This is a genomic window from Parasedimentitalea nitratireducens (assembly GCF_057444295.1).
Window position 1 is genome coordinate 112,034 of sequence record NZ_JBYAXC010000005.1, and the last position, 23,321, is coordinate 135,354.

Below are 23,321 nucleotides of genomic sequence, written 5' to 3' on the forward strand. Positions count from 1 at the left end.
TGCCAGGCACCGCTTCCTGATCTGTCCAACAGGAAAGGACGCGCAGTGCTTGGCACATTGAGCACTACAACTTGTAACCGGGCAATAGAAAACGGCGCCCAACAGGCGCCGCTTGGAAACTAAGATGTTTGGTGGAAACTACCGTTTCCGGTCGCGGCGGGCGCTCATTGGTTGGAAAGCCACTCCAACATGGGCTTCGCAATAGGGTTTGCCCTGCTGCACTGACAGGCCACAGAACCAGAAGTCTTCGGTTGCGGGGTCACCCACTGGCCATTTGCAAGTGCGCTCGGTCAGTTCCATCAGCGACAGGCGCTTTGCCTTTTTCTCGATCTCGTTGACCTTGGCCAAAGCCTCGGGGCTGATCTCGTTGGCGGATGGCTGCGGAGGCAGTGGCTGGCCAGCCGGGATGATCTGTTTGCGGGCAGGCAGATTAGGTTTGCCGTCTGCCGATTTGGCCGGTGCTGGCGTAATCGGACGTGCAGGCTCGGTCTTGGGCTGCACCTTGGGCTTGGGCACCGGTTTAGCCGCGGCTGCGGGCTTCTCCTTGGGCTCGGCCGCCTTGGAGGCGCCTGTTGAGTTACGGTTGGACAGGCCCAACCGGTGTACCTTGCCGATAACCGCATTGCGGGTCACGCCGCCCAGCTCTTTGGCGATCTGGCTGGCCGACTGACCTTCGCCCCACATTTTCTTGAGCAGTTCTACGCGCTCGTCTGTCCAGGACATATGTTGCCTTTCCAAGCTAAAAGCGGCCCCAAGAAACCTGCGGCCGCCGTAGTCATCTGTATCTGGCCCCTATTTTAATCACTGTGACGTGAGTTACAAGCCATCTTGCACCCAGCTGCAGTCGGGTTATGCATGCAGAACACAGAAATCAGGAGCCATCATGTCAGACACCGGGTATCGCATCGGCTTGGGTGAGCGCCGATTTGGCCGCATCAACTGGTTGGGGTTGCGCACTTTGGCAGGGCGAGAGGTCACCCGGTTTCTGGTGGTTTGGACCCAGACTCTGCTGGCGCCTTTGGCAACATCCGCCCTGTTTTTGATGATTTTCAACATCGCCATCGGACCAAATCGCGGCGATGTGATGGGAGTTCCGTTCCTGACCTTCCTGGCTCCGGGCATCCTGATGATGACGGTGATCCAGAATGCCTTTGCCAATACATCGTCTTCTATCGTTATTACTAAGGTTCAAGGCAATATTGTTGACACCTTGATGCCACCACTGTCGGGGTTTGAGATTCTGCTGGGCTATCTTGCTGGCGGCGTTGTGCGCGGGTTGTTGGTAGCGCTGGGGATCTCGGTGGGGCTGGGGCTAACACTTGGTGTCTGGCCAGCACATCCGCTAGTCGCACTGGTGTTTGTGACCCTTGGGGCCTGTTTCCTGGGTGGTCTAGGCATCGTCGCCGGTGTGTTTGCTGACAAGTTTGACCAGATGGCAGCGATTACCAATTTCATTGTTACGCCCTTGGCATTTTTGTCCGGGACTTTCTATTCGGTGTCGGCCTTGCCACCGATTTTGCAAACCGTGTCTTACATGAACCCAGTTTTCTATCTGATCGACGGTGTGCGATTCGGTATGATTGGCACCTCAGACAGCTCGCCATTGTTGGGGCTGGCGGTTTGTAGCGGAGCGACATTCGTTGTTTGTCTGGTTGGCTGGGCGATGCTGCGCTCGGGGTATCGGTTGAAGGCTTAGAACTGTTGGTTCGCAAACGGTCATTTACAGCCCCCATGGGTCGTGCAAATCTCGGCCTGACTGAAAACGGAAAATACTTATGACTTTTGAGACATGGATTGCCTTTGTTCTGGCCAGCGCAATTGTGGTGGTGATCCCCGGGCCCAATATCATTCTGACTGTGAACCATGCGCTTCGCAGCGGACGGCGTACAGGCTGGGGCACGGTTACCGGGCAGGCGTTGGGTGCCTTGGTGGCGATGTCGGCCACCTTGATGGGCGCTGGCGCTATACTGGCGACCTCGGTTACCTTGTTTTCACTCCTCAAAATCGCGGGGGCGGCATATCTGATCTGGATGGCCTATCGCTTGTGGACAGCACCGGTCAGCGAAGTCGAAGACACAGGGCCGATTGCTGGAAAATCACTATGGTCTATTTTTGGTCAATCATTTCTTGTAAGTGCGCTGAACCCCAAAGGCCCAGTGTTCTATATGGCCTTTGTTCCGCAGTTCGTGAACACTTCGCTGCCGGTGTTCGAGCAGTTCGCCATTCTCACCTTCACCTTTTTTGGTGTCGCTACGCTGAATGGTTTGATGTGGCTGTTTTTTGCTTCTGGTCTACGCGCACGGTTGCGCAAACCACGTGCCCAGCGGGCGGTAAACAGAACCGGCGCGTCCTGTATGTTTGCCGCTGGCATCTTCACTGCCAACGCGTCGCGGGTCAGCTGACTTTGGCCGGGAGGGTGGCTTTCCTTAGCCGCCCCTCTCGCCAGGCCAGTACTGCCGCTCCGGTCAGGATGATTACGGCACCCAGAATGGTCACCGCATCTGGCATCGCGCCAAACCCAAAGAAGTCATAGAGCGTGGCAAAGATCAGCGTGGCATAGCTGAACGGCGCCACGAATGAAGCATCTGCCCGCGCCATTCCGTTGACAAAACAAGCTTGGGCACAGGCCATCAACACGCCAAGCGTCGCCAAAGCGGCCCATTGTTCGGGACTGGGCATTTGCCACACCGGGATCACCGCGACCGAGGCAATCAGCACCCCAAGGGTGTTGTTGACCAACAGCACCTGTAGTGGTGATTCACGGCCCGCCAGTTTCTTGATGAAAATCAGTTCCATCCCCATGATCATCGCTGCAGCCAGCGCCAACAAGGCCGCGGGCTGAAAACTATCGGGTGTAGGGCGTAGCAATACCATTGCCCCGATCAAGGCAATCACCGCAGCGCCCCAGCGCCAGGGGCCAACTTTTTCGCCAAGCAGTGGAATAGCCAGCATCATGGCAAACACCGGGTTCAGGAAAGTAATCGCCGTTGCGTCGGCCAGCGGGATATAGGCCACAGCGGCAAACATCAGCGAGACACCGGCCCAGCCAAACGTTGTTCGCCCGATGTGCAGGCCCCAGTTGGGGCGGGTAAGCTTGGGGCGCAGGATCGCAGCGGTCGATGAAATCGCGATAAATGCAAACAGAAACCGCCCATGGCTGACCTGTAGAGGGTGCAGTGGCGTGCCCAATGCATCGGTTCCCAGTGCCTTGGCGATCAGCGTGGTGCCAGCAATAAATGTGGTTGCCACCAGGACAAAGATCGCCGCTAGCGGCGGGTTGTTTTGGATTGGTCTGTTCATGCGCCACCGGTGCGCCAACCGGTGCCACAATGCAAGCCTATTTGATCAGCTCACAGCCGAAGCTTTTGCAAAGCATAGATCCATATGACACCCGTTCCACCTGCGCTGACCAGATAGGGAAGGCGCAGCGCCATCTCGCGGCCCAGGCTTGGCTCTGCTGCGGAAACGATCCAGCCACCCAGCAGCGCACCAAGCGGCAACATCCCCCAACCAAAGAACCGGTACAGGCTGTTCACCCGTCCCAGCAGATCATCAGGTATGCGCCGCTGGCGATAGGACACTGTGACCACGTTCCACAACAGCCCAGCAAACATCCCGATAAACAGCGCCGGAGCAACCATCCAGACATTGGGCATCAGCCCGATCATGCCCCAGCCCACCATCATCAGCGGTAGCGCCAGCATCAGTGATCGCCGCACCCCAAGCCGTGCAGCAATCGCCGGGCAGATCAGCCCTCCGGCCACGCCACCTGCGGCCTCGGCGGTGATCAACAATCCGTACTGGACCGCATTCAGCCCCAACAGTTCCTGCCCAAACAACGGCAGAATGGTCAGTGCCATGATGCTCATCGCGTTCATGCAGCCCAACATGATGGCCAGTTGCAGGATTTCCCTGTGCCCCCACAGCCAGTGAATGCCATCCCGTGCTTCAGCGATCCAAGAACGACGTGGGGTAGCCGGTGCATTTTCCGGTGACAGCCGCATGCACCAAACCAACGCAGCCGCCCCGGCAAAAGTGATCGCGTCCAGAAAGAAAGGTGCAGGCACTGCATAGGCAATCAGGAAACCGGCCAACGGCGGTCCGACAAAGGACCCCATGATCTGCTCGATGCTCCAGATCTGACCGTTGGCTTGTTCTAGCTGATGCTTGGCGACCACCGCTGGCAACACGGTCTGGGCTGCATTGTCCCGTACTACCTCGGCACTGCCCAACAAAAAGGCCAACGCGCACAGTGCAAGGATGTAAGGGGTGCCATTCTCAATGGGGAAATCTGGCGCCGACATGATCACACTGATCACACCCGCGGTCAGCAGAAACCGCACCAGATCGGCCTGCACCATCAACCGCCGCCGATCTACCCGATCGGTCCAGACCCCAGCCGGGATCGAAAACAGTAGCCAGGGCAGGCGGGTGGCAAAGGCAACCAGTGCAATCAACATCGGATCACGGGTGATCAGAGTTGCCAACCAAGGAAAGGCCAATGCGGACACCCCGTCGCCAAGGTTGGAAATAGCAGAAGCAGAAAACAGCAGGCGATAATTTCGCGTCGAAAATAATGATATCATGGCGCCATGAATTGCTTGGGCCGCCGAAATGTCAACACGTCCTGCGCAAAAGGGCTTTTCTTCCGCTCATTCCTCCGCTATGGACCCAAATCATGATCAAACGCACATATATCACCCGACTGGGCACCTCGCTGCGACGCCGACGCTAATTTGCGCCTCGGCCCCTTGATCTATGCGTCACAAAACGACGCAACCCTTCTCAACATCGTTGACCAACTGCCCAGCATACTGCACCTCTTGGGCTTCTATTTCGAAAAAGGATGATCCCGATGATCGCTTCCGTTCTGCCAACCTATAACCGCGCTCCTTTGAACTTTGTCAAAGGCGAGGGCGCATGGCTGATCGAGAATGACGGGCGCCGATTTCTGGACCTTGGGGCCGGTATCGCGGTGAATGCGCTGGGCCATGCGCACCCGGCACTGGTTGATGCCCTGACATCCCAGGCGCAAAACCTGTGGCACGTGTCCAACCTCTATCAGATTCCGCAACAGCAGGCGCTGGCCGACAAGCTGGTGGAACATACCTTTGCCGACACCGTGTTCTTTACCAACTCGGGGACTGAGAGCTGCGAGCTGGCGGTGAAAATGGCGCGCAAGTATTTCCACGACAAGCGGCAGCCGGAAAAGGTCGAAATCATCACTTTTGATGGATCCTTTCATGGCCGTTCCTCGGCTGGTATCGCCGCCGCGGGATCCGAGAAAATGACCGCAGGCTTTGGCCCACTGCTGCCCGGTTTTGTACACCTGACCTTTGGCGACATGGATGGCGTGACCAATGCCATCACGGAAAACACCGCCGCCATCCTGATCGAACCGGTGCAGGGCGAAGGCGGCATTCGCCCGGTCCCCGATGCCGAACTTAAGGCGCTGCGTCAGATCTGTGACGACAACGGGTTGCTGCTGATCTTGGATGAGGTTCAGTGTGGTGTGGGCCGGACCGGTAAACTGTTTGCCCATGAATGGGCGGGGATTACGCCAGACATCATGATGGTGGCCAAAGGCATCGGTGGCGGTTTTCCACTGGGCGCGGTGCTGGCGACTGAAGAGGCAGCCAGTGGCATGACCGCAGGCACCCATGGCTCCACATACGGTGGCAATCCACTAGGTTGCGCCGTGGGTTGCGCGGTGATGGACCATGTCACCAATCCTGATTTCCTGGCTGAGGTAAACCGCAAGGCAGGCCTACTGCGCCAGAAGCTGGAAGGGCTGATTGCATCCCATCCCGAGGTGTTTGAAGAGGTGCGCGGCACCGGCCTGATGTTGGGCCTGAAATGCAAGGCAACCAATATCGACGTGGTCAACGCGGGCTATGACAACCAGGTCATCACCGTACCCGCCGCCGACAATGTGATCCGCCTTCTGCCGCCGCTTACGCTCTCTGATGATGACATCGCCGAAGCATTGAACCGTCTTGACCAAGCCGCAACACAGATTGAACAGGCCTGATCTACATCTGGCCAGAAATATCCCGGGGGTCCGGGGGCAGAGCCCCCGGCGTGACCCAGAAACAAAGTGAAACGTTATGAACCATTTTCTTGATATCCACAAAACCGACCCGGCTGACTTGCGGGCCATCATCGATCAGGCCAAAGCCACCAAAGACGCCCGCCTTGGTCGCCCTAAGGCGGCGTTGGATGATGACCTGCCGCTCAAGGACCGCATGGTTGCGCTGATTTTTGAAAAGCCATCAACCCGGACCCGTGTGTCCTTTGATGTTGGCGTGCGCCAGATGGGTGGCGAAACCATGGTGCTGTCCGGTAAAGACATGCAGCTGGGGCACGGCGAAACCATCGCCGACACCGCCCGAGTGTTGTCGCGCTATGTCGATATGATCATGATCCGGACCTTTGACGAGACTGTGCTGATGGAAATGGCTGAGTTCGCCTCGGTTCCAGTGATCAACGGTCTGACCGACCGCACCCACCCCTGCCAAATCATGGCTGATATTCAGACCTACGAAGAGCACCGCGGTCCGATCAAGGGTAAGAAAGTGGTCTGGACTGGCGACGGCAACAATGTTTGTGCCTCGTTCCTGCATGCCGCAGGTCAGTTTGGTTTTGATCTGACCTTTGCAGGCCCATCGCAGTTGGACCCCGAGGATGAGTTTATCGGTCTGGCACGTCAGGCTGGTTCGAAAATCGTGATCGAGCGGGACGCGCAAAAAGCCGTTGAAGGCGCCGATCTGATTGTGGCCGATACCTGGGTGTCGATGCACGACAGTCAGTCGTCCAAAGAGCGGCGCCACAACATGCTGCGCGGTTATCAGGTCAACGCTGAACTGATGAGCCACGCCAAGCCGGATGCATTGTTCATGCACTGTCTGCCTGCCCACCGCGAAGAGGAAGTCACCTCGGAAGTGATGGACGGCCCACAGTCGGTGATATTCGACGAGGCTGAAAACCGACTACACGCCCAAAAGGCCATCATGCGCTGGTGCATGGGCGGCTGAGGATTTTGTGATGGTTGAAGAAGGATTGCTCGCGAGCCGGGCCGAATTGGCCCGGCTGTTGGCTGGGGAAAAGGTTCAGCGCAACGAGCTTTTTCTGCGCAAAGCATGTTTGGAAGACTGCGAGGCGATTGCAGCCTTTCACCTGCGCCTTTGGTGTCAGACCTATGGGGATATTGCTCCGCAAGCGGCGATCGAGGCCTTGGGCTTTGAACGTCGTAAAGAGCAATGGACAGGGAAGCTGTCGGGCAATCGTCAACACGCTCTGACGTTACTGGCCGAGGATGCACAAGGGCAGAACGTGGGTTTTTGCGATCTTGCCGTGTCAGGGTTTGATGGGTTTGCGGATGCGATTGAACTTACGCATTTGTATCTGGATGAAACAGTACGGGGGCAGGGGCTGGGTCGCCAGTTCCTGAATTTGGCTCAGCACTGGGCACAGGAATGTGACAAAGGTGATTTGGTCTTGGCTGTGGTCCGACAAAACTTGTCCGCGCTTGAGTTTTACTGTGCCGCTGGCGGTACTCCGGTTACTGAACAGATAGACAACGGGCCGCTGTGGCGGTCTGAAAATGTGATCATGCACTGGCCATCTAGCACATGATCTGCAACCTTCGCTCCAAGTTGTATTGGAGCGAAGACCTATGGATCAGACCACAGCCCTTCTTGTTGTTGATATGCAAATGGAGATGGCCAATGCCACCGCGGCAGGCCGTCCCCGTGCGACCCCTGATGCCGAACAGAAAATGGCTGCGCTGATTGAGGCCTTTCGTGGGGCGGGTTTGCCAGTCTGCCACGTCATGCACGATGATCCACGCGCTGAAAGCAAGTTTCGCCGCGATCTTCCCAGTGGTCAGCCGATGGAATGTACTGCTCCCCTCCCAGACGAGCCGGTGTTCTGGAAGACCGGGTCATCCGGTTTTGTCGGCACCGGGCTTGAAGATCACCTGCGCCAATCTGGCACCAATCGCATGGTGATTGTGGGTGGCGTTGCCGCGTTCTGCGTGAATTCCACTGCGCGCTCAGCGGCGAACCTTGGTTTCGAGGTGTTGGTGGTCGAAGATGCTCTGATCGCCTTTGCACTGCCATCACGCCATGGTGGTGATATCGACGCCGAGGTGGCGCTGGAGGTCATACTGTCGGCACTGCATGCGGGCTTTGGCAGGGTCTTGCCTACGCAGGATGTGCTCGACGAGATATCAGCCTTTACCTAATATATTCTGCCTAACAAAAAGCCCCCGCAGCGATACTGCGAGGGCTTTGTTTGATCAGGCTTGGCACTTGAATTAGCCAACCATGATATTCAGCAGCAGGTAAATCACAGCTGACATAGCGGCTGCGGCGGGGACTGTAATCACCCAGGCTGCGATGATGGTCATAAAGTGACTGCGGCGCACCAGTTTGCGGCGGCGGCGTTCTTCTGGGGCCAGCTGCTTTTTCTTCTTTGGGTTCTTTGCTGCATGGTCGCGTACCCGGCGCTCCATGTGCCACTCGCGGAAGAAACCAACACCAAAGACCGCACCAACTGCAATGTGCGTGGATGACACCGGCAAGCCCAACCAGCTGGCAACAATCACGGTGATGGCTGCCGACAGCGACACACAATAGGCGCGCATTGCGTTCAGCTTGGTGATCTGGCTGCCGACCATGCGGATCAGTTTGGGACCAAACAGGAACAGACCAAACGAGATACCAAAGGCGCCAATCACCATGACCCAGGTCGGGATCGATACCTTGGCGGCAAAGTCGCCAAATTCAGTTGCGTGTACGATGGCGGCCAGCGGGCCCACTGCATTGGCCACGTCATTGGCCCCATGGGCAAAGGACAGCAGAGCGGCCGAGATCACCAGCGGGATGCGGAACAGGATCTTCAGCGACTTGTTGCGGTTCTCCAGTCCCTGGGATTGCTTGGCAATCAGCGGCTTGGTGATGGCCCAGCAGGCGGTGCCCAATACCAGACCAATCAGCAGCGCGGTTTGCAGGTCAATCTTGACGATCCGCTTGAGGCCTTTGACCGCCAGGTAAGAGGCAAATGCGCCAGCCATGATGCCCACCAGGATGGGAACCCATTTGCGGGCGGCGGCGATCTTGTCTTCTTTGTAGATGATCTGCGCTTTGATCAGCGCCAGGAAACCCGCAGCGACCAAGCCACCCAGAACTGGGGAAATCACCCAGCTGGCGGCAATCTTGCTCATTGTGCCCCAGCTTACGGCGGAGAGACCGGCGGCAGCAACGCCTGCGCCCATGACACCGCCAACAACCGAGTGAGTGGTGGAAACAGGTGCGCCAACCCAGGTAGCCAGATTGACCCAGAGTGCAGAGGAGATCAGCGCCGCCATCATCGCCCAGATGAAGACATCGCTGGATTCCATGACCTGCGGATCAATAATGCCCTTGGAGATGGTCGAGACAACATCGCCGCCAGCCAGCAAAGCGCCGGCGCTTTCGGCGATGGCGGCGATCAGGATCGCGCCCCCCATGGTCAGCGCATTGGCGCCAACGGCTGGCCCCATGTTGTTGGCGACATCGTTGGCGCCAATGTTAACAGCCATGTAGGCGCCAAAAGCTGCTGCTGCGACAACGACAAAACTGTTTGGTGTTGTGCCCAGTAAAACAGCTGCGGCCACACTGGCCAAAACGATAAAGACCAGGGCTATGCCTGGCGCCACCATGGGCCGAGAGACATAGCTGGTGGCATTCTCAAGGACGGCGATCCTGTTCAGATCGCGGTCCAGTGTCTTCCATTGTCTACGCTGTGGTTCATCGCTCATCGTATCAGTCCCGAGTACAGTGGTCGAAACCGCGCCTAGCCGCCCCTCAGGATTCTCGCAAGAGATTTGTCATGCGAGTGTTGCAATTGTCATAAAACATTTACAATTGGCGTAGCAGTTCCCGTAGCTTTGGTTCGTGTACCAGATTGGCGGCTTCCTCGGCGCGCACCCATTGGCGTTTGCGCTGTTTACGCTCGGGGTAGGACTTTGAAAGTTTGGTGACACGGGCAATATAGACCAGCGTCTGGACCATCTCTGATCGGCCTTTGCCGCGGTTCTTCTGGTAATCATAGTGGCCAATTGGAGCCCCTTTGATCTTGGCTTTCTTAACACCAGCCTCTTCCCAGGCTTCTTGCAGGGCGGATTCTGCGCCGTCTTTGCCATTGATCGGCCAGCCCTTGGGGAGGATCCAGCGGCCGGTGCCGCGGCTGGTGATCATCAGAACTTCGGGGCCGTCATCGGTTTTGCGATAGCAAAGGGCTGCGACCTGCAGGCGTTTGGGCCTGAAGAATAGTGGCTTGAGAATCTCTTCCCAGGCGCGGGTGAGTACGCGCGTCATAAGTGCTCTAAGCCGTTACGGCTTGCCTCGGTTTGTTTTTGTATGCCCCAAGCATAGGCTCTGACCCTGAATATGCAATGAAGGCAAAATATTACGCTTAGGACTGTTACATATTTGGGGGCATTCGCCGGTAACCTGCTGGATTGACAAACGACCGACGCTGGGGTGCCCTGCACCTAATTGTTGGTACGCAAAGGAAGTTTTGATGAAATCTGCACTGATCACCGGCGGCGCGCGGGGCATTGGCTTTGCAACAGCCAAGCAACTGATGGCTGAGGACTGGAACGTAGCAATTTTGGATCGCGACAGCGAGGCGCTGGCCAAGGCGGTGACAGAGTTGCCGGGTGTTATTGGTTTCGATGCGGATGTATCGGTGCCTGAGGATGTTGACCGTGTTGTTAGTGAGGTGTCCGAGAGCCTGGGGCGGCTGGATGGATTGGTGAACAATGCCGGTGTTGCTGACTTTGGCCCGATTCGGGAGACCACATTTGAGCGCTGGCAGCGGGTTATGCGCACCAATCTGGACGGCCCGTTTTTGATGACCCAGGCCTTTACAGAACTGCTGGCGGCGGATGACGGCGGGGCTGTGGTCAACATCACATCGATTTCCGGACTGCGCGCCAGCACCCTGCGGGTGGCCTATGGCACGTCCAAGGCAGCCTTGGCGCAGTTGACGTTGCAACAGGCCGCTGAACTGGGTGAGTTGGGTATTCGGGTTAATGCAGTGGCGCCGGGGCCGGTGGCGACAAAGTTGGCGATGGCGGTGCACTCACCTGAAATCATTGCCGCCTATCACGACGCCCTACCTTTGAACCGCTATGGCAAAGAAGAGGAGATTGCAGCCGGGATTGTCTTCTTATTGTCGGACAAAGCCAGTTTCATTACCGGCCAGATTTTGGCTGCAGATGGTGGGTTTGAAGCAGTGGGGATTGGGCTGCCAGCGCTGCGTTCGGCCGCAAAGACCCAAGACTAAACAGCGATAGCACTTGGCGCAATGTCGGCTCAGGATGAGAGAAGGGGGGCAAGCGCGCCGGGGAGGGATTTCACACGCTGCCCCCATTTTAGGCCCGAGGCCTAATAGTCCGGTTAAAGAGGTCGTCTCGGCACCGGCTGTAGGGGGAATAAAGAAGCTACTCTGTGCCTCGTTACTCTGATTGTTTTTTTGTTCTTGTTTTTGTCGTCTGTAGATAACTTACATTTTTGAGCATCACTTGAATATGAGCATTTAAGCCAAATTCTTCAGAAATGACGCCAATCTGCACCGAGTTGACCTGAAATCGGTCAGTTCAGGCGGTAAATTGCACATATTGTACTACAATTACTTACCTTGTTATCTTCTTTTCTTCGCCCGCAAGGTTGGATCTGCCTGTGTTGGGTCCTCGGGCCAGGGGTGCCTGGGATATTGCGCGCGCATGTCCTTGCGGACATCGTCATATGATCCGGACCAGAAACCCGGCAGGTCGCGGGTGATCTGGATGGGGCGTCGTGCGGGGGAGAGCAGGGTGACCTTTAGGGGGATGCCGCCACTGGTGGGATGTTTGGTCACGCCAAACAGTTCCTGAATGCGCACCTCGATCTCGGGGCCCTCGTCAGCATAGGTGATGGGAATGCGATTGCCGAGCGGGCTGGTGAAATGACTGGCAGCCTCGCGATCGAGCAGTTGGGTCTGTTCCCAGTTCAGTGCGGCACGTAGCGCGGGCAGCAAGTCAAAGCGTTTCCAGTCGTCTGCCGTTTTGACACCGCCTACCATAGGTAGCAACCAGTCCTCGAGGTTGGCCGTTAACCCGTCGGCCGAGAAATCAGGCAGGTCATGGCCCTCGGCACGCACCAATTCCACACGCGCGGCCAGTCGAGCAGCTGCGCCCGACAGGCGTAGGCCAAGATCCCGGATGCCGTCCAGCATCGCTTGGGCCACGGCGTCGGCGGGCACATCCTTCCAGATCCGGTCATCCAGAACCATGGCGCCAAAGCGTTCCTGCTGTCTTGATACCACCCGGCGCTCGCGTTTCGACCAGTCGCAGACATCCTGCCAGTTGATCTGGTTTGCAAACAGTTCGCGAATTTCGGATTGGGATATCTGCGCTGCCAGTCGCACCCGTGCCTCGCGCGGGTTGCCGTCAGTATCCAGCGCCACGATGAAGGGTGCGCCCGCCAGTAGGTCGCCATCGTCCAGCACTGCCCCCTTGCCACCGGACAGTACATATCGCGGCTTGTCGCCTTTGCGGCGCTGGCCAACACGATCCGGATAGGCCAGCGCAGCCAAGGCCGCTGTATTCAGGTCGCTTGCGGTGTTGGGCGCCTGTTTCTTCAGGCGGCGGATTTCTCCCCTGATCCGTTCGACCACGGACATATTGAGTTGGTAGGGGCGTTTGCGCATGAAACCCTTGGGGTCGCGGATTGCGTCCATACGTAGTGAAAGGTCGCTGGGGGCGCCGCGCAGTGGATCCCGCTCAGCCAATAGCGCAGCCAGCGGAGCCGCATCTTGCCCAGCCAAGGTGAGCATATGACCCAAGCGCGGGTGTAGCGGCAGGCGGGCCAGCGCGCGACCGTGGTCGGTGATACGATTGTTCTGGTCCAGCGCGTCGAGCATCTGCAGCAGGGAATGGGCCTCACTCATAGCGCCTTCGGGTGGTGGGGTCAGGAATGACAGATCCGACGGAGCAGCGCCCCACAGCGCCAGCTCCAGGGACAATCCAGTCAGGTCGGCAGCTTCGATTTCTGCAGGCGGGAACGCCGCTAGCGCACCTTCCTCGCCCTTGGTCCAGAGCCGGTAACAGATGCCCTCGGCCACACGGCCAGCGCGGCCTTGGCGTTGGGTGGATTCGGCGCGGGTGACCTTCTCGGTGATCAGCCGCGACATTCCTGAGCCGGGATCAAACCGGGCGCGACGGGCTTGGCCCATGTCGATCACCACGCGGATGTCTTGAATGGTTAGAGAGGTTTCGGCGATTGATGTGGCGAGTACCACCTTGCGGCCGGATTTTATGGGTGCAATGGCGGCGCGTTGCTCGGCAAAGGGCAGGGCGCCAAACAGCGGGCGGATCTCGCAGTCGCCCGACAGGCGGCCATTTAGTGCAGCCACAGCCCGACGTATTTCACCCTCGCCGGGGAGGAACACCAGAATGCCGCCGCCTATGTTGCGGGTGTCTTTCTCAGCCTGTTGCACCAGATCTACCAGCGCATCCAACCGTCGAGCCTTGGGTCCCAGCGGTTTGTCGAGCCAGCGGGTTTCGACCGGGAAGCTGCGTCCCTCGGATGTGATCAGTGGCGCTTGCATCAAAGCCGCGACGGGGGCCGCGTCAAGTGTTGCTGACATGGCCATCAGGATGAGATCGTCGCGCAGTGCGTCTGCCACCTCGAGGCACAGGGCCAGCCCGAGATCGGCATTCAGCGAGCGTTCGTGGAATTCGTCAAAGATCACTGCGCCTACGCCGGGCAGGTCCGGGTCTGATTGCAGCATCCGGGTCAGGATGCCTTCGGTCACCACCTCGATCCGGGTGGATTTGCTGACCTTGGTATCGCCGCGCACCCGGTACCCGACGGTTTCACCGACCTGTTCGCCTAGGGTTTCGGCCATGCGCTCAGCTGCGGCGCGGGCGGCCAGTCGGCGGGGTTCCAGCATGACAATACGGCCCTTGGTCAGGCCCGCCTCTAGCATTGCCAGTGGCACTTTGGTGGTCTTACCTGCACCGGGCGGTGCCTGTAGCACAGCACGGCCCCCTTGTTTCAGGGCAGCAATCAGGTCGGGCAGGGCGTCGTCAATAGGCAGGCGTATCATGCCTGCCTTATCGCCAATGGCGCAGCCAAGGTCCAGCGGCGCGGCATCAGGTCTCTGGACATTCGCCGCAAGCTGACGCCAAGTATGGCAAATTCGATTTGGCAGCCGGGACCACGGGCATGGATATTGCAGAGCTGAGCAAAAGGATCTTGAACGGAGAACGCCGGGCGCTGGCGCGGGCCATCACTCTGGTTGAAAGCGGACGGGCTGACCACCGTGTTCAGGCAACCGAACTGCTGGACCTGCTGGCCCAGCACAAACGGCAGGCTCTGCGTATTGGCTTGTCGGGTACGCCAGGCGTCGGCAAGTCCACCTTTATCGAAAGTTTTGGCATGATGCTGACCGGGCAGGGGCTGCGGGTTGCGGTTCTGGCCGTGGATCCCAGCTCAACCCGGTCGGGCGGTTCGATCTTGGGTGATAAGACACGGATGGAACACTTGTCTCGTGAACCCAACGCATTCATTCGCCCATCCCCTAGTCAGACCCACCTTGGCGGCGTAGCGCGACGTTCACGCGAAGCAGTGGCGCTGTGTGAAGCAGCCGGATTTGATGTGGTGCTGATTGAAACCGTAGGCGTGGGCCAGTCGGAAACTGTGGTGGCCGAGATGTCGGACTTGTTCCTGCTACTGCTGGCACCTGCCGGTGGCGATGAGCTGCAGGGTGTCAAACGCGGCATTATGGAAATTGCAGACCTGATTCTGGTGAACAAAGCCGATGGAGATCTGAAACCCGCCGCAACCCGCACCTGTGCCGATTATGCCGGGGCCCTGCGCCTGCTGCGCAAACGCGCCCGTGACCCTGATAGCTTTCCCAAGGCAATGATGGTTTCGGCGGTTGAAGAGCAGGGGCTAGATGAATCCTGGAACGAGATGCAGGTGCTGATCAATTGGCGCAAAGAGAATGGAATTTGGGACAAGTGCCGAGCAGACCAGGCCCAATACTGGTTCCATGAAGAGCTGCGTCAGGCGGTTCTGGCGCAATTGAAAACGCCCAAAGCGCAGGCCGAGATCAACCGGCTGGCGCTTCGGGTTGCCGAGGGTACAGTTCCCTCGGCCAAGGCGGCAGAGAGTGTCCTGACATTGTTGAACATCACCAGAGGTTAAAGGGCTTCGGTGGTGTGCCGACGTCATTGAACAGGCCGATATCTTTTTGGATGTGGCAGGGCAGATCTCGCAGCGATGCGCGCGCCTGAAGTTGTTTTTCTCCAGTGGTCGAGCGCTTGCGAGATAGGAAATTCTGCACAAGAGACAAAAGCGAAACTTGTGTAAGTGCCGGTAAGCTACGAGTTGTCATTGGGGTCTTCCTTTCGTTATTCTCATGACCTACATGGTTGCTGGCGACCAAAGTGACCAATTGAATATCCGCTACTATGCATAAGGAGGTTTTATGTCGTCTCCCCATCCCTTGCCGCCATTGGCCGCCATTCGGGTGTTTGAATCTGCGGCACGCCACGGCAGCTTTACCCGTGCAGCAGATGAACTTGGCATGACCCAGGCGGCTGTCAGCTATCAAATCAAGCAGTTAGAGGATCGCGCAGGACTTCCCCTGTTTCATCGCCAGCCGCGGGGGGTAAAGCTGACATCCGAGGGGGCGCAACTTGCCGCCAGTTCAGGCGAAGCGCTGGAAATTTTGCGGCAAGCCTTTGCTGATCTGCGCCAGTGCCACGATGAGACGTTGGTTATTTCCGTGCTGGCAACCTTTGCTGCCAGCGTACTTGGGCCGCGATTGTGGCGTTTCCAGGCAGAACACCCGGAAATCGCAACCCGAATCGATATGAACCAAAAGATGGCGGATTTGGAAGCGGGCGAAGCCAGTGTCGCAATCCGTACCGGGAACGGGATTTGGCCGGGCGTGCGCGCCGAGATGCTGATGCGGGCCTACCAGACCCCGATGATCAGTCCCGCCTTTGTTGAACGGTATGGGTCGCTGTCCAGCCCCGAGGATCTTTTAGTTGCGCCGCTGATTGATGCCGGCGATCCAAGTTGGGGTGTATGGTTCAAGGCTGCGGGGCTAGAGCCGCCCAAGCCAGACCGTGGTCATAGGCACTCATTGGGGTCTCAGCTGATTGAGGCGCAGGCCGCAAAGGCCGGACACGGGGTTTGCCTGCTGACGCCATTGTATTATCAACAGGAATTGCGAACGGGTGAGCTGATCCAACCCTTTGATATCGTGGCCGAAGATAACTTCTCCATTTGGTTGGTCTATGCCGAGCGCAGACGCAATGCGCCAGCGATCCGCGCTTTCAGAAAATGGTTGCTGGCAGAAATGAACGATATGATGACCGAGGCACCCCCTGATGCGCTTGACGCCCCTAATGATTCCGCGTAAGAGCAGCCAACGAATTTCTGAGTGCGGCCTTGGGCGGCGCTCTCTTACATCGACGGGGTCTGCTTCCCCGTGACGAAAACGAGGATAATCCCATGTCGCGCCGTTGCGAATTGACCGGAAAAGGCCCGATGACGGGCAACAACGTAAGCCACGCTAAGAACCGCACCCGTCGCCGGTTTTTGCCAAACCTGAACGACGTAACCCTGCAGTCCGAGACTCTGGGCCGTGGCGTTAAGCTGAAGATTTCGGCTGCTGCTCTGCGTTCGGTTGATCACCGTGGTGGTCTGGACGCGTTCCTGGCCAAAGCCAAGGACGATGAGCTGTCGACAACAGCTCTGAAAGTGAAAAAAGAGATCGCCAAGGCCGCTACTGCCGAAGCTTGATCAATTCACTGATCCAAGAATTTGAACGCCGTAGAAGAGAAATCTTCTGCGGCGTTTTCTTGTTTGTTGCGGCTGCGCAAGCTGCGGCAGTTTTGCGGGTTGCGATACCAGTGCCGCAGAGTCATATGATGCGGTGATGAAGCACATTTTGCGGACATATGCGGCCCTGTTGATGGCCCTTGCACTGACGCTCACCGCCCATAATGCGGCAGCGATGCGGACCATGCAGGATGCCACGGGCCAGATGGTGATATGTACCGGCACCGGTCTCGAGGTTGTCTATGTAGATGATCAGGGCCAGCCGACGTCTGCGCCCCATTTCTGCCCGGACTGTGTGACGTTGGCACTGGATGCCGTGGCGGATCCGCGCCATGCAGTTGAAATTGGATTTGTCCTTGTTGCGCCCAGTGATGTCTTAGCCGAACAGCCCATGCATACGGGTGGGACACTGCTCGGCCTGCGCGCTCGTGCACCTCCTTTGTTGTCTGAACTCCAAGCAACTCTATCAAAATCAGACTTCCAAAGAAGGAGAGACCAGATGTCTTTCAAATCCATTGCTCTTGCAACCGTTGCCACTTTCACTCTGGCTGGTGCTGCCTTTGCTGACATGTCGAAGATGATGATCGATGACGCTTATGCGCGTGCGTCGAACAAGATGGCAGGCGCTGCCTTTATGGCGGTGATGAACCACACCAGCGAAGACGACCGCCTGATTGGTGCCAGTACTGATGCCGCCAAACGTGCCGAGCTGCACACTCATATGGAAACCGCTGATGGCGTGATGAAGATGATGCATGTCGAAGAGGGCTTTGCCATCCCAGCCGGCGAGACACACATGCTGCAACGTGGTGGCAATCACGTCATGCTGATGGGCCTGACCCAGGAACTGAAACAGGGCGACACTATTACCATCACTTTGACCTTCGAAAAGGCTGGTGACGTTGTGGTTGAGGTCCCCGTTGATCTGGAGCGCAAGCCTGCTGAAGGTGGCATGGATCACTCCAACCACTAATATGCAGCCAGCGTGGGCGCGACGTCCGACGGCGCTGCCGCCCTCCTTCGCACCCGGCCAGCCCTTTGGGGCTGGCTTTTGCGTTTCAGCGCTTGGCGAGCAGTTCATCAACCCAAGTCGGAACAATCTGTGAGGCTGGGCCAAAGCGGGTCTCTGCAAAATCGGACGCCAGGGCTGAGGGTTCAAGGTTAAGTTCAACCGTATGGGCTCCAGCGGTCAGGGCCTCGTGCACAAAAGCCGCAGCCGGATAAACCTGCGCCGACGTGCCAATGGCGGCAAACAGATCCGCCTGTGATAGATGCGCGTAGATGGCATCCATGTCATAGGGCATTTCGCCGAACCAAACGATGTCAGGGCGCGCCGTTGGGGCTTGGCAGGCAGGGCATTGTTCACCAACCTGCATTTCGGCAGGGGCGGGCCAACGGTGATCACAGGCAGCACAGAGTGCGCCATCCAGAACACCGTGCATATGCAGGACCGATGCCTCACCGCCTTTTTCATGCAGACCATCGACATTCTGGGTGACGATCACAACCTCGTCGGCGTGTTCTGCTTGCAGCCGGGCCAGTGCCTTGTGCGCGGCATTTGGCTGTGCAGCGGCGGCCTGCATGCGGCGGGCATTGTAAAATCCATGTACCAGCGCCGGGTCCCGCGCAAAGCCTTCGGGCGTGGCAACATCTTCAATCCGGTGCTTAGCCCAGAGCCCGTCTTCGTCGCGAAATGTGCCCAACCCGCTTTCGGCGGATATCCCTGCACCGGTCAGGATTACGATTTTTGTCATTGCAACACTCTTAGCGCCAGGTCTTTGACTGTTTCATAGCTTGGCTTGCCTTCAAAAAAATCCAAGGTTGAATGGGTTTCTTCCTCGTACAGGTCGGCATGAAAAAGCCGCTTGGGGCCATCATGGAGCATGGCTGTCATTGCGTAAGATCCAATGGACACTACCTTGCGGTAACAGTTGCCGTCATCCAACAAAAACACATAGGCCTTGGCATAATTTCCCACCACGGGGGACAGCGCATAGGCCAGGATTTGACTGTTTGTGTGGGGGAGAACCTCGATGAGTTCGATGTCTTGATCGTACGGGGCCAGATAACCCGACCAACTTTTCATCACGCAGTCAGTTTCATACTGCGATGGAACGGGTTCTGCCTGGGCGATATTGCCGAAAACAGCGCCTGAAGTGATGGCGACGAGGCCTAGAACGGTGCAAAGTGGTTTCATATCAAAATCTCTGATCCTAAAATGGAAGCCTGATCATAATGCCGCAAAAAGTTCTCTTTGTCTGCCTGGGCAATATTTGCCGCTCTCCAGCTGCCGAGGGCGTGTTTCGCGCATTGGCCCCCGAGGTGCAGACCGACAGTGCAGGCACCGCCTCGTGGCACGTGGGCAAGCCGCCGTATGGGGCTATGCAGCAGGCGTTGCAGGGGCGTGGATTGGATGTGTCAGACCTGCGGGCGCGGAAATTTGGCAGCTCAGACTTTGACCAGTTCGATCTGATCATTGTGATGGATCAAGAAAACCACAGCGATGTAGAAGGCCTGCGCCCGGTTGGCAGTCAAACGCCGGTGCAGGTGTTCACCGACTATGCAAACGGATCTGGCGCTGATCATGTGCCAGACCCCTATTACACCCGTGATTTTGAGGGCTGCCTGGATCTGATCGAGCAGGCCTCAGAGGGTTTGAAAGCAGCGCTTGAGATCTAGTCTTCGATAACCTGCAGCTGTCCGGCCAGCCAGGGCAGTTGGCCAATGGCTGGGTTAATGATCTGACTTTGCACCAGATGGCGCATGGTCTGGGCAACATCACGCGGCACCCGGTCGGCCCAATCGGCGGCGGCAAACAGTGAGATTCGGCGCGAGAAACTGCCAAACGGCAGCGCAAAGGCATCAATCTGGTCGTGGAACCGCACCGCACGCATGTATCCCAGTGGTGTGGTCACCGCCCAACCAACCCGGCGTGCTACCATTGCAATCAAGGCCAGGTGAGAGCCGATTTCAAAGCGCTCTTCGAATTCCAGCTGCTGCCGGGCCAGATGCGCCTCGATCTGTTGTGAAATAAGCTGGTCATGTCCATAGCGCAGCAAGGGCAGTTCATTCAGAAGCTCTGGTTGGGCGTTGGGGTCACGAAACATGCCTTTGGGGGCCACAAGGATAAACGGATCTTGAACCAGAGGGTACTCGACAATGCCCTCGTGCAACTCACCTGTGCTGGCCGCCACCGCAATGTGCAACTCACGCGCCGCCATTGCCTTGTTGATGTCGTGGCTAGAGGCGGTGATCATCTTGAACCGGCACTGGGTCAGGCTATCGGCCAGAATGGTGGCAAGGCGTGGTGTTAGGTCATTGTCGAAATCATCGATCAAGCCAATCGACAGTGTCGACAGATGGGTCAGGTCCATCACTGTCAGCTCGCTCTGTGCCAGACGCAGTTCGGACAATACGGCCTCGGTGCGGTTCAGGAAATTGCGCCCGGCTGGGGTGACCAGCATGGGGCGGCGCCCGTGATCGACCAGATCTGCGCCCAGTGCTTTTTCCAGGTTGCGCAGTTGTTGGCTCACAGCCGGCTGGCTGAGCCCTGTCAGCTCAGCGGCCTGTGCGACGGATCCGGTTTTGGCCAGGGCCTCAAAAACCTCCAAGCCCCGTAGGGTAACCCCTTTCATCAACATCTGCGCGCTCCCCTTCTTTTTGTTGCGCATTTGTGAGACCCCATGCCCGATGGGTCAAGGGGAGAAATCCGCCTTGGGGAGAGAGTTTGCGGTATTTAACTGCCTATGGGGGAATTTGCGTAAACTGGACAGATTTGTCCAGATTTGGATTAGCTACAGAATTGCGCCGCCCGCTCGCCAAAAGCCTTGTAACGTAGCCACAGGCGCTCGTCGCTGCGGCTGTCGGACTGGCGGACAACCTGCGCCTGATGCGGGTCGCTGAACCACTTTGCCACGGTGCGTTGCTCGGAATTGGTGAGGCTAACTTTGGCCACCTTGCCAATGCAGCTACACAGCTCGCGGCTAGACGTCGAGCGGTCCGATTGGCGACAGGCGCGTTCAACAGCGCTGGCCTCGGCGGGGGTGGTTGAAGTAACGGTCATCATCCCTGCGCAAAGCAGGGGGATCAGCAGCAGCTTCATTTTCAGTGCCCTCAGTTCAATATGACGGATCTTGGCGTCCGCATTTCGCGGCACTATGGCGAAAGGCTCGAGTCGTTTCAATCGTGGTTAAGACGATGATACCAATCGGCAGAAATTCGCCAGAACGATCTGAGGGCAGGGGAAATCAGGACTGATTGGGCCCGCGCATCGATCGGATGGCGCGGCGGATGGCCTGCCATTCATCGGCTTTCTCGGCTTTTCCGGCCTCGACGCATTCCTGGGCCTTGTGGGCGGCTTCGGCCTCGGCCTTGTCCCCGTGGGCGCTATAGAGTGCGCGGGCAAATTCAGCGGTTTGGATGGCATTCATGGGCAGGTCCTCCTAGCGGCTGGCATGGGCTGTTCGCGAGTCTGGAGGGCCAGTATACACGAAATCGCCTGTTTTTGCAGTAAGCGGCGTCCGGGAATGTGTCCGGGGGCACATTCAGCCGAGAATGGGCGGAGCCCAAGGCATGTTGTCACCATGGGCGAGGTTTAAGCAGAATACTGACGGAAGTGCCTGACCTTGGGGAGGTGCAACGCGCCTTCCCGGGGGGAAGGTCAGGCGCGTTTGGGGAAGTGATCTGGGGGATTATTTCAGGGGTGAATCGGTGGGGCCGAACTCTATCCCATTCGGGCTGATGACTGGGGAGCGTTCACCAGTACTTTGCTATTACCTTTGACCGGCGGCACAGCCGGTCAGCGCCCGACCCTCCCGTCAAACCGAAGGTTTGCCTTCGGCAAAACGGCGAGCGCTTCACGCCCACCCAGGGTCAGGCGCGGACCTTTGATCGTCAGATAATGCCAAGTATACGAAGGCCAATTTGAACAAGGCTATAAAGCAAATCGAGGACTGTGTATCCAAGGTGTGCCAAGCGCGCGGTTTTGATTTCTTTGCTGTCAAAGATCTTTGCGCCTTTTTCAGTTGCAATCGCCATTTTAGACGCCCGGCTAAACACACGCGCTGTCACATCTGCACCGGGCAGGTGTGGCGCGCCATCTGGCAGGGGCAGGACCGCGTCATTGATGAGTTCGGGAATGTCTGCGTAAAAATCTTCGGCCAATTCCGGCTCACTGATTTCTGCCAAAACGGGCAGGGCCTGTTCCAACAGTTCCTTGTCCTCTGGCGCCAAGGCTTTCATGGCCTGCTGTGCCAGTTGCTCACGGTTCTTTGCCACCTCTGGGTGGTTGGCACGAATGCCGCGTACGCCTTCCTCGACCGCATCCAGCAATGCGAGGTTATCCTCGTTATCTGGCAGTTCCCGCGTGTCGTGCAGTTGACTGCGCAGGCTGCCAGCTACGCGGGTCAGGGTGAGTTCCGCGTTTTGGGGATCATCCCGGTATTTGGTCAGAACACGGTTGAGTTTCTTCACTGAGCCCGAGTGTTGCGCCAACCCATTATGCCCGCCAATGCAATCCTCTAGCGCATCTTCGATCTGCGATAGAAGGGCGGAGAGGGTGATGGGGTTCTCAATGGGAATCGGGACAGCGAGAAACTTGCCTGTTTCGGGGTTGGCCTCAATTGTTTCTGCCATTGGCAGATGTTCAGACAGCATTTCGGCTTGGATGCGCTCGATTTCTTTGGCGACGGCTTTGGGGCCTGCGTTCCAGGTTTCATCCTTGATCAAAGCAACGCGTCGCTGCAGATCCCAATCAAGAGGATTTCCAGTCAAAATCCCATAGTACCATGCATGCCAGAAGGTTGAATTTAGAAAATCAGGGCCCGCTTGCTCTGAGGAAGAGGCTTTGGGAATGCCAGCACCAGAATAGGTACGATCCATAGAAGGAAACTCAATCAGGCTATTCCAAAGCGGAGTTGTAAAACTCAGGTTGTCGGGGTCAGGATCAATATCACTATCTTGCTGTAGCATTTCGAGTGATGAAGAAAAGAAGTCGGTTGGCTTCGCGTTTTCTCTCTCGAACTTAGCTGTCGCGTCCATTGCGTCCGCAAGGCATAGTTCGCTGCAGCGCTCGGTCGAGTGCTGAACTGAGACAACTGAACATCGAGCCGCGTTTTTGGCGCTGATAGAGATGTCGAACCTTGCGCCATCGCCTGGTAGGCGGAGCCTTTCCAGGCTATTTATTCTTGTGGCCGAAGGGCCGAACTTGGCCGCGACGCACAAAAGCAGTCCTGCGCGATAAAGATTTAATAGATGTATAGGTGTGACGGGTGCGTCATTGTCCTCGGTTTCAAATGGTACCGAGAAGATGCATGGCATGGCCCGTAGAAACGTGCGTGCGACTACGTATCTGCGGTGCCAGTCAAATAGCTCCAATGTGAGGTCAATTGCCTTGTCTACCGGTGCAGCAGCACGCATTCAATTCTCCTTGAC

At 57.4% G+C, this 23,321-nt stretch carries 25 protein-coding genes; 12 read left to right on the forward strand and 13 right to left on the reverse strand.

Translation table 11 applies throughout. From position 1 onward, the window contains the following. Positions 1–138 precede the first annotated feature (138 nt). Positions 139–723, reverse strand: coding sequence for a GcrA family cell cycle regulator (locus AC2T28_RS15990; RefSeq protein ID WP_486749630.1), 585 nt, complete (start codon positions 721–723; stop codon positions 139–141). 160 nt (positions 724–883) lie between these two features. Here AC2T28_RS15990 and AC2T28_RS15995 point away from each other — a divergent pair, with 160 nt between their 5' ends. Beyond that, complete coding sequence (locus AC2T28_RS15995; RefSeq protein ID WP_486749631.1) at positions 884–1,696, forward strand: ABC transporter permease; 813 nt, start codon at positions 884–886, stop codon at positions 1,694–1,696. Positions 1,697–1,775: 79 nt separating this feature from the next. Next, positions 1,776–2,402: a LysE family translocator gene (locus AC2T28_RS16000; RefSeq protein WP_486749632.1), complete on the forward strand. Its 627-nt coding sequence runs from the start codon at positions 1,776–1,778 to the stop codon at positions 2,400–2,402. On the opposite strand, the gene AC2T28_RS16005 is transcribed toward AC2T28_RS16000, so the two are convergent. Both AC2T28_RS16005 and AC2T28_RS16010 read right to left on the reverse strand, forming a co-directional pair. After that, positions 2,395–3,300, reverse strand: a complete 906-nt coding sequence (locus tag AC2T28_RS16005) for a DMT family transporter (RefSeq protein ID WP_486749633.1) — start codon at positions 3,298–3,300, stop codon at positions 2,395–2,397. The genes AC2T28_RS16000 and AC2T28_RS16005 overlap by 8 nt on opposite strands. A gap of 50 nt (positions 3,301–3,350) precedes the next feature. Continuing rightward, a complete protein-coding gene (locus AC2T28_RS16010; protein WP_486749634.1) occupies positions 3,351–4,586 on the reverse strand; it encodes an MFS transporter in 1,236 nt (411 codons plus the stop codon). Between the two features lie 269 nt (positions 4,587–4,855). Between AC2T28_RS16010 and AC2T28_RS16015 the strand changes: the two genes are divergently transcribed. The 4 genes from AC2T28_RS16015 (at position 4,856) to AC2T28_RS16030 (ending at position 8,245) form a co-directional block, all read left to right on the forward strand. After that, a complete protein-coding gene (locus tag AC2T28_RS16015) occupies positions 4,856–6,031 on the forward strand; it encodes an acetylornithine transaminase (RefSeq protein WP_486749635.1) in 1,176 nt (391 codons plus the stop codon). Between the two features lie 76 nt (positions 6,032–6,107). Continuing rightward, entirely contained in the window at positions 6,108–7,034 is a 927-nt protein-coding gene (gene argF / locus AC2T28_RS16020; protein WP_486749636.1) for an ornithine carbamoyltransferase, read from the forward strand. A gap of 10 nt (positions 7,035–7,044) precedes the next feature. Beyond that, positions 7,045–7,635, forward strand: coding sequence for a GNAT family N-acetyltransferase (locus AC2T28_RS16025; protein WP_486749637.1), 591 nt, complete (start codon positions 7,045–7,047; stop codon positions 7,633–7,635). 40 nt (positions 7,636–7,675) lie between these two features. Next, on the forward strand, positions 7,676–8,245 hold the full coding sequence (locus AC2T28_RS16030; protein ID WP_486749638.1) for an isochorismatase family protein: 570 nt from the start codon (positions 7,676–7,678) through the stop codon (positions 8,243–8,245). Positions 8,246–8,317: 72 nt separating this feature from the next. On the opposite strand, the gene AC2T28_RS16035 is transcribed toward AC2T28_RS16030, so the two are convergent. Then, entirely contained in the window at positions 8,318–9,802 is a 1,485-nt protein-coding gene (locus AC2T28_RS16035; RefSeq protein WP_486749639.1) for an inorganic phosphate transporter, read from the reverse strand. Positions 9,803–9,902: 100 nt separating this feature from the next. Beyond that, complete coding sequence (locus AC2T28_RS16040; RefSeq protein ID WP_486749640.1) at positions 9,903–10,361, reverse strand: NUDIX hydrolase; 459 nt, start codon at positions 10,359–10,361, stop codon at positions 9,903–9,905. Between the two features lie 205 nt (positions 10,362–10,566). On the opposite strand from AC2T28_RS16040, the gene AC2T28_RS16045 reads away from it, so the two are divergent. Further along, the gene (locus tag AC2T28_RS16045; RefSeq protein ID WP_486749641.1) at positions 10,567–11,334 is read left to right on the forward strand and encodes an SDR family NAD(P)-dependent oxidoreductase; all 768 of its coding nucleotides are present in this window, start codon (positions 10,567–10,569) and stop codon (positions 11,332–11,334) included. Positions 11,335–11,691: 357 nt separating this feature from the next. Here the strand turns inward: AC2T28_RS16045 and hrpB are convergent, their stop codons facing one another. Beyond that, the gene (gene hrpB, locus AC2T28_RS16050) at positions 11,692–14,139 is read right to left on the reverse strand and encodes an ATP-dependent helicase HrpB (RefSeq protein ID WP_486749642.1); all 2,448 of its coding nucleotides are present in this window, start codon (positions 14,137–14,139) and stop codon (positions 11,692–11,694) included. A 119-nt stretch (positions 14,140–14,258) separates the two neighbouring features. On the opposite strand from hrpB, the gene meaB reads away from it, so the two are divergent. Next, entirely contained in the window at positions 14,259–15,242 is a 984-nt protein-coding gene (gene meaB / locus AC2T28_RS16055) for a methylmalonyl Co-A mutase-associated GTPase MeaB (protein ID WP_486749643.1), read from the forward strand. On the opposite strand, the gene AC2T28_RS16060 is transcribed toward meaB, so the two are convergent. Next, positions 15,229–15,432 carry a hypothetical protein gene (locus AC2T28_RS16060; RefSeq protein WP_486749644.1) on the reverse strand — a complete coding sequence of 68 codons (204 nt, stop codon included), beginning with the start codon at positions 15,430–15,432 and terminating at the stop codon, positions 15,229–15,231. The two genes, meaB and AC2T28_RS16060, sit on opposite strands and share 14 nt — an antisense overlap. Positions 15,433–15,525: 93 nt before the next feature. Between AC2T28_RS16060 and AC2T28_RS16065 the strand changes: the two genes are divergently transcribed. The 3 genes from AC2T28_RS16065 (at position 15,526) to AC2T28_RS16075 (ending at position 17,862) form a co-directional block, all read left to right on the forward strand. Next, positions 15,526–16,467: a LysR substrate-binding domain-containing protein gene (locus AC2T28_RS16065; RefSeq protein WP_486749645.1), complete on the forward strand. Its 942-nt coding sequence runs from the start codon at positions 15,526–15,528 to the stop codon at positions 16,465–16,467. 92 nt (positions 16,468–16,559) lie between these two features. Beyond that, the gene (rpmB, locus tag AC2T28_RS16070; protein ID WP_486749646.1) at positions 16,560–16,850 is read left to right on the forward strand and encodes a 50S ribosomal protein L28; all 291 of its coding nucleotides are present in this window, start codon (positions 16,560–16,562) and stop codon (positions 16,848–16,850) included. Positions 16,851–17,388: 538 nt separating this feature from the next. Beyond that, positions 17,389–17,862 (forward strand): copper chaperone PCu(A)C, encoded by a 474-nt coding sequence (locus tag AC2T28_RS16075; protein ID WP_486749775.1) that lies wholly within the window; start codon positions 17,389–17,391, stop codon positions 17,860–17,862. 85 nt (positions 17,863–17,947) lie between these two features. Here the strand turns inward: AC2T28_RS16075 and AC2T28_RS16080 are convergent, their stop codons facing one another. Together AC2T28_RS16080 and AC2T28_RS16085 are read right to left on the reverse strand one after the other, a co-directional pair. Beyond that, positions 17,948–18,643, reverse strand: a complete 696-nt coding sequence (locus tag AC2T28_RS16080; protein ID WP_486749647.1) for an NAD-dependent deacylase — start codon at positions 18,641–18,643, stop codon at positions 17,948–17,950. Next, the gene (locus AC2T28_RS16085) at positions 18,640–19,086 is read right to left on the reverse strand and encodes a hypothetical protein (RefSeq protein ID WP_486749648.1); all 447 of its coding nucleotides are present in this window, start codon (positions 19,084–19,086) and stop codon (positions 18,640–18,642) included. Before AC2T28_RS16085 ends, AC2T28_RS16080 begins: the two co-directional genes overlap by 4 nt. A 38-nt stretch (positions 19,087–19,124) precedes the next feature. Here AC2T28_RS16085 and AC2T28_RS16090 point away from each other — a divergent pair, with 38 nt between their 5' ends. After that, entirely contained in the window at positions 19,125–19,568 is a 444-nt protein-coding gene (locus AC2T28_RS16090) for a low molecular weight protein-tyrosine-phosphatase (protein WP_486749649.1), read from the forward strand. On the opposite strand, the gene AC2T28_RS16095 is transcribed toward AC2T28_RS16090, so the two are convergent. From AC2T28_RS16095 to AC2T28_RS16110, 4 genes are all read right to left on the reverse strand, one after another. Beyond that, on the reverse strand, positions 19,565–20,530 hold the full coding sequence (locus AC2T28_RS16095) for a LysR family transcriptional regulator (RefSeq protein ID WP_486749776.1): 966 nt from the start codon (positions 20,528–20,530) through the stop codon (positions 19,565–19,567). The two genes, AC2T28_RS16090 and AC2T28_RS16095, sit on opposite strands and share 4 nt — an antisense overlap. A gap of 149 nt (positions 20,531–20,679) precedes the next feature. Continuing rightward, a complete protein-coding gene (locus AC2T28_RS16100) occupies positions 20,680–20,991 on the reverse strand; it encodes a hypothetical protein (RefSeq protein ID WP_486749650.1) in 312 nt (103 codons plus the stop codon). Positions 20,992–21,136: 145 nt separating this feature from the next. Beyond that, complete coding sequence (locus AC2T28_RS16105) at positions 21,137–21,319, reverse strand: hypothetical protein (protein ID WP_486749651.1); 183 nt, start codon at positions 21,317–21,319, stop codon at positions 21,137–21,139. A 463-nt stretch (positions 21,320–21,782) separates the two neighbouring features. Beyond that, positions 21,783–23,306 carry a hypothetical protein gene (locus AC2T28_RS16110; RefSeq protein WP_486749652.1) on the reverse strand — a complete coding sequence of 508 codons (1,524 nt, stop codon included), beginning with the start codon at positions 23,304–23,306 and terminating at the stop codon, positions 21,783–21,785. Between the last annotated feature and the right edge of the window lie 15 nt (positions 23,307–23,321).

Coding starts and splice junctions, on each gene's coding strand:
- AC2T28_RS16035 (WP_486749639.1), bottom strand. CDS start 9,802: ATGAGCGATGAACCACAGCGTAGACAATGGAAGACACTGGACCGCGAT.
- AC2T28_RS15990 (WP_486749630.1), bottom strand. CDS start 723: ATGTCCTGGACAGACGAGCGCGTAGAACTGCTCAAGAAAATGTGGGGC.
- AC2T28_RS16060 (WP_486749644.1), bottom strand. CDS start 15,432: ATGACAACTCGTAGCTTACCGGCACTTACACAAGTTTCGCTTTTGTCT.
- AC2T28_RS16075 (WP_486749775.1), top strand. CDS start 17,389: ATGTCTTTCAAATCCATTGCTCTTGCAACCGTTGCCACTTTCACTCTG.
- AC2T28_RS16040 (WP_486749640.1), bottom strand. CDS start 10,361: ATGACGCGCGTACTCACCCGCGCCTGGGAAGAGATTCTCAAGCCACTA.
- AC2T28_RS16085 (WP_486749648.1), bottom strand. CDS start 19,086: ATGAAACCACTTTGCACCGTTCTAGGCCTCGTCGCCATCACTTCAGGC.
- AC2T28_RS16010 (WP_486749634.1), bottom strand. CDS start 4,586: ATGATATCATTATTTTCGACGCGAAATTATCGCCTGCTGTTTTCTGCT.
- AC2T28_RS16000 (WP_486749632.1), top strand. CDS start 1,776: ATGACTTTTGAGACATGGATTGCCTTTGTTCTGGCCAGCGCAATTGTG.
- AC2T28_RS16005 (WP_486749633.1), bottom strand. CDS start 3,300: ATGAACAGACCAATCCAAAACAACCCGCCGCTAGCGGCGATCTTTGTC.
- AC2T28_RS15995 (WP_486749631.1), top strand. CDS start 884: ATGTCAGACACCGGGTATCGCATCGGCTTGGGTGAGCGCCGATTTGGC.
- argF (WP_486749636.1), top strand. CDS start 6,108: ATGAACCATTTTCTTGATATCCACAAAACCGACCCGGCTGACTTGCGG.
- meaB (WP_486749643.1), top strand. CDS start 14,259: ATGGATATTGCAGAGCTGAGCAAAAGGATCTTGAACGGAGAACGCCGG.
- AC2T28_RS16105 (WP_486749651.1), bottom strand. CDS start 21,319: ATGAATGCCATCCAAACCGCTGAATTTGCCCGCGCACTCTATAGCGCC.
- AC2T28_RS16100 (WP_486749650.1), bottom strand. CDS start 20,991: ATGAAGCTGCTGCTGATCCCCCTGCTTTGCGCAGGGATGATGACCGTT.
- AC2T28_RS16015 (WP_486749635.1), top strand. CDS start 4,856: ATGATCGCTTCCGTTCTGCCAACCTATAACCGCGCTCCTTTGAACTTT.
- AC2T28_RS16095 (WP_486749776.1), bottom strand. CDS start 20,530: ATGTTGATGAAAGGGGTTACCCTACGGGGCTTGGAGGTTTTTGAGGCC.
- AC2T28_RS16110 (WP_486749652.1), bottom strand. CDS start 23,306: ATGCGTGCTGCTGCACCGGTAGACAAGGCAATTGACCTCACATTGGAG.
- AC2T28_RS16030 (WP_486749638.1), top strand. CDS start 7,676: ATGGATCAGACCACAGCCCTTCTTGTTGTTGATATGCAAATGGAGATG.
- hrpB (WP_486749642.1), bottom strand. CDS start 14,139: ATGATACGCCTGCCTATTGACGACGCCCTGCCCGACCTGATTGCTGCC.
- AC2T28_RS16045 (WP_486749641.1), top strand. CDS start 10,567: ATGAAATCTGCACTGATCACCGGCGGCGCGCGGGGCATTGGCTTTGCA.
- AC2T28_RS16025 (WP_486749637.1), top strand. CDS start 7,045: ATGGTTGAAGAAGGATTGCTCGCGAGCCGGGCCGAATTGGCCCGGCTG.
- AC2T28_RS16090 (WP_486749649.1), top strand. CDS start 19,125: ATGCCGCAAAAAGTTCTCTTTGTCTGCCTGGGCAATATTTGCCGCTCT.
- AC2T28_RS16080 (WP_486749647.1), bottom strand. CDS start 18,643: ATGACAAAAATCGTAATCCTGACCGGTGCAGGGATATCCGCCGAAAGC.
- rpmB (WP_486749646.1), top strand. CDS start 16,560: ATGTCGCGCCGTTGCGAATTGACCGGAAAAGGCCCGATGACGGGCAAC.
- AC2T28_RS16065 (WP_486749645.1), top strand. CDS start 15,526: ATGTCGTCTCCCCATCCCTTGCCGCCATTGGCCGCCATTCGGGTGTTT.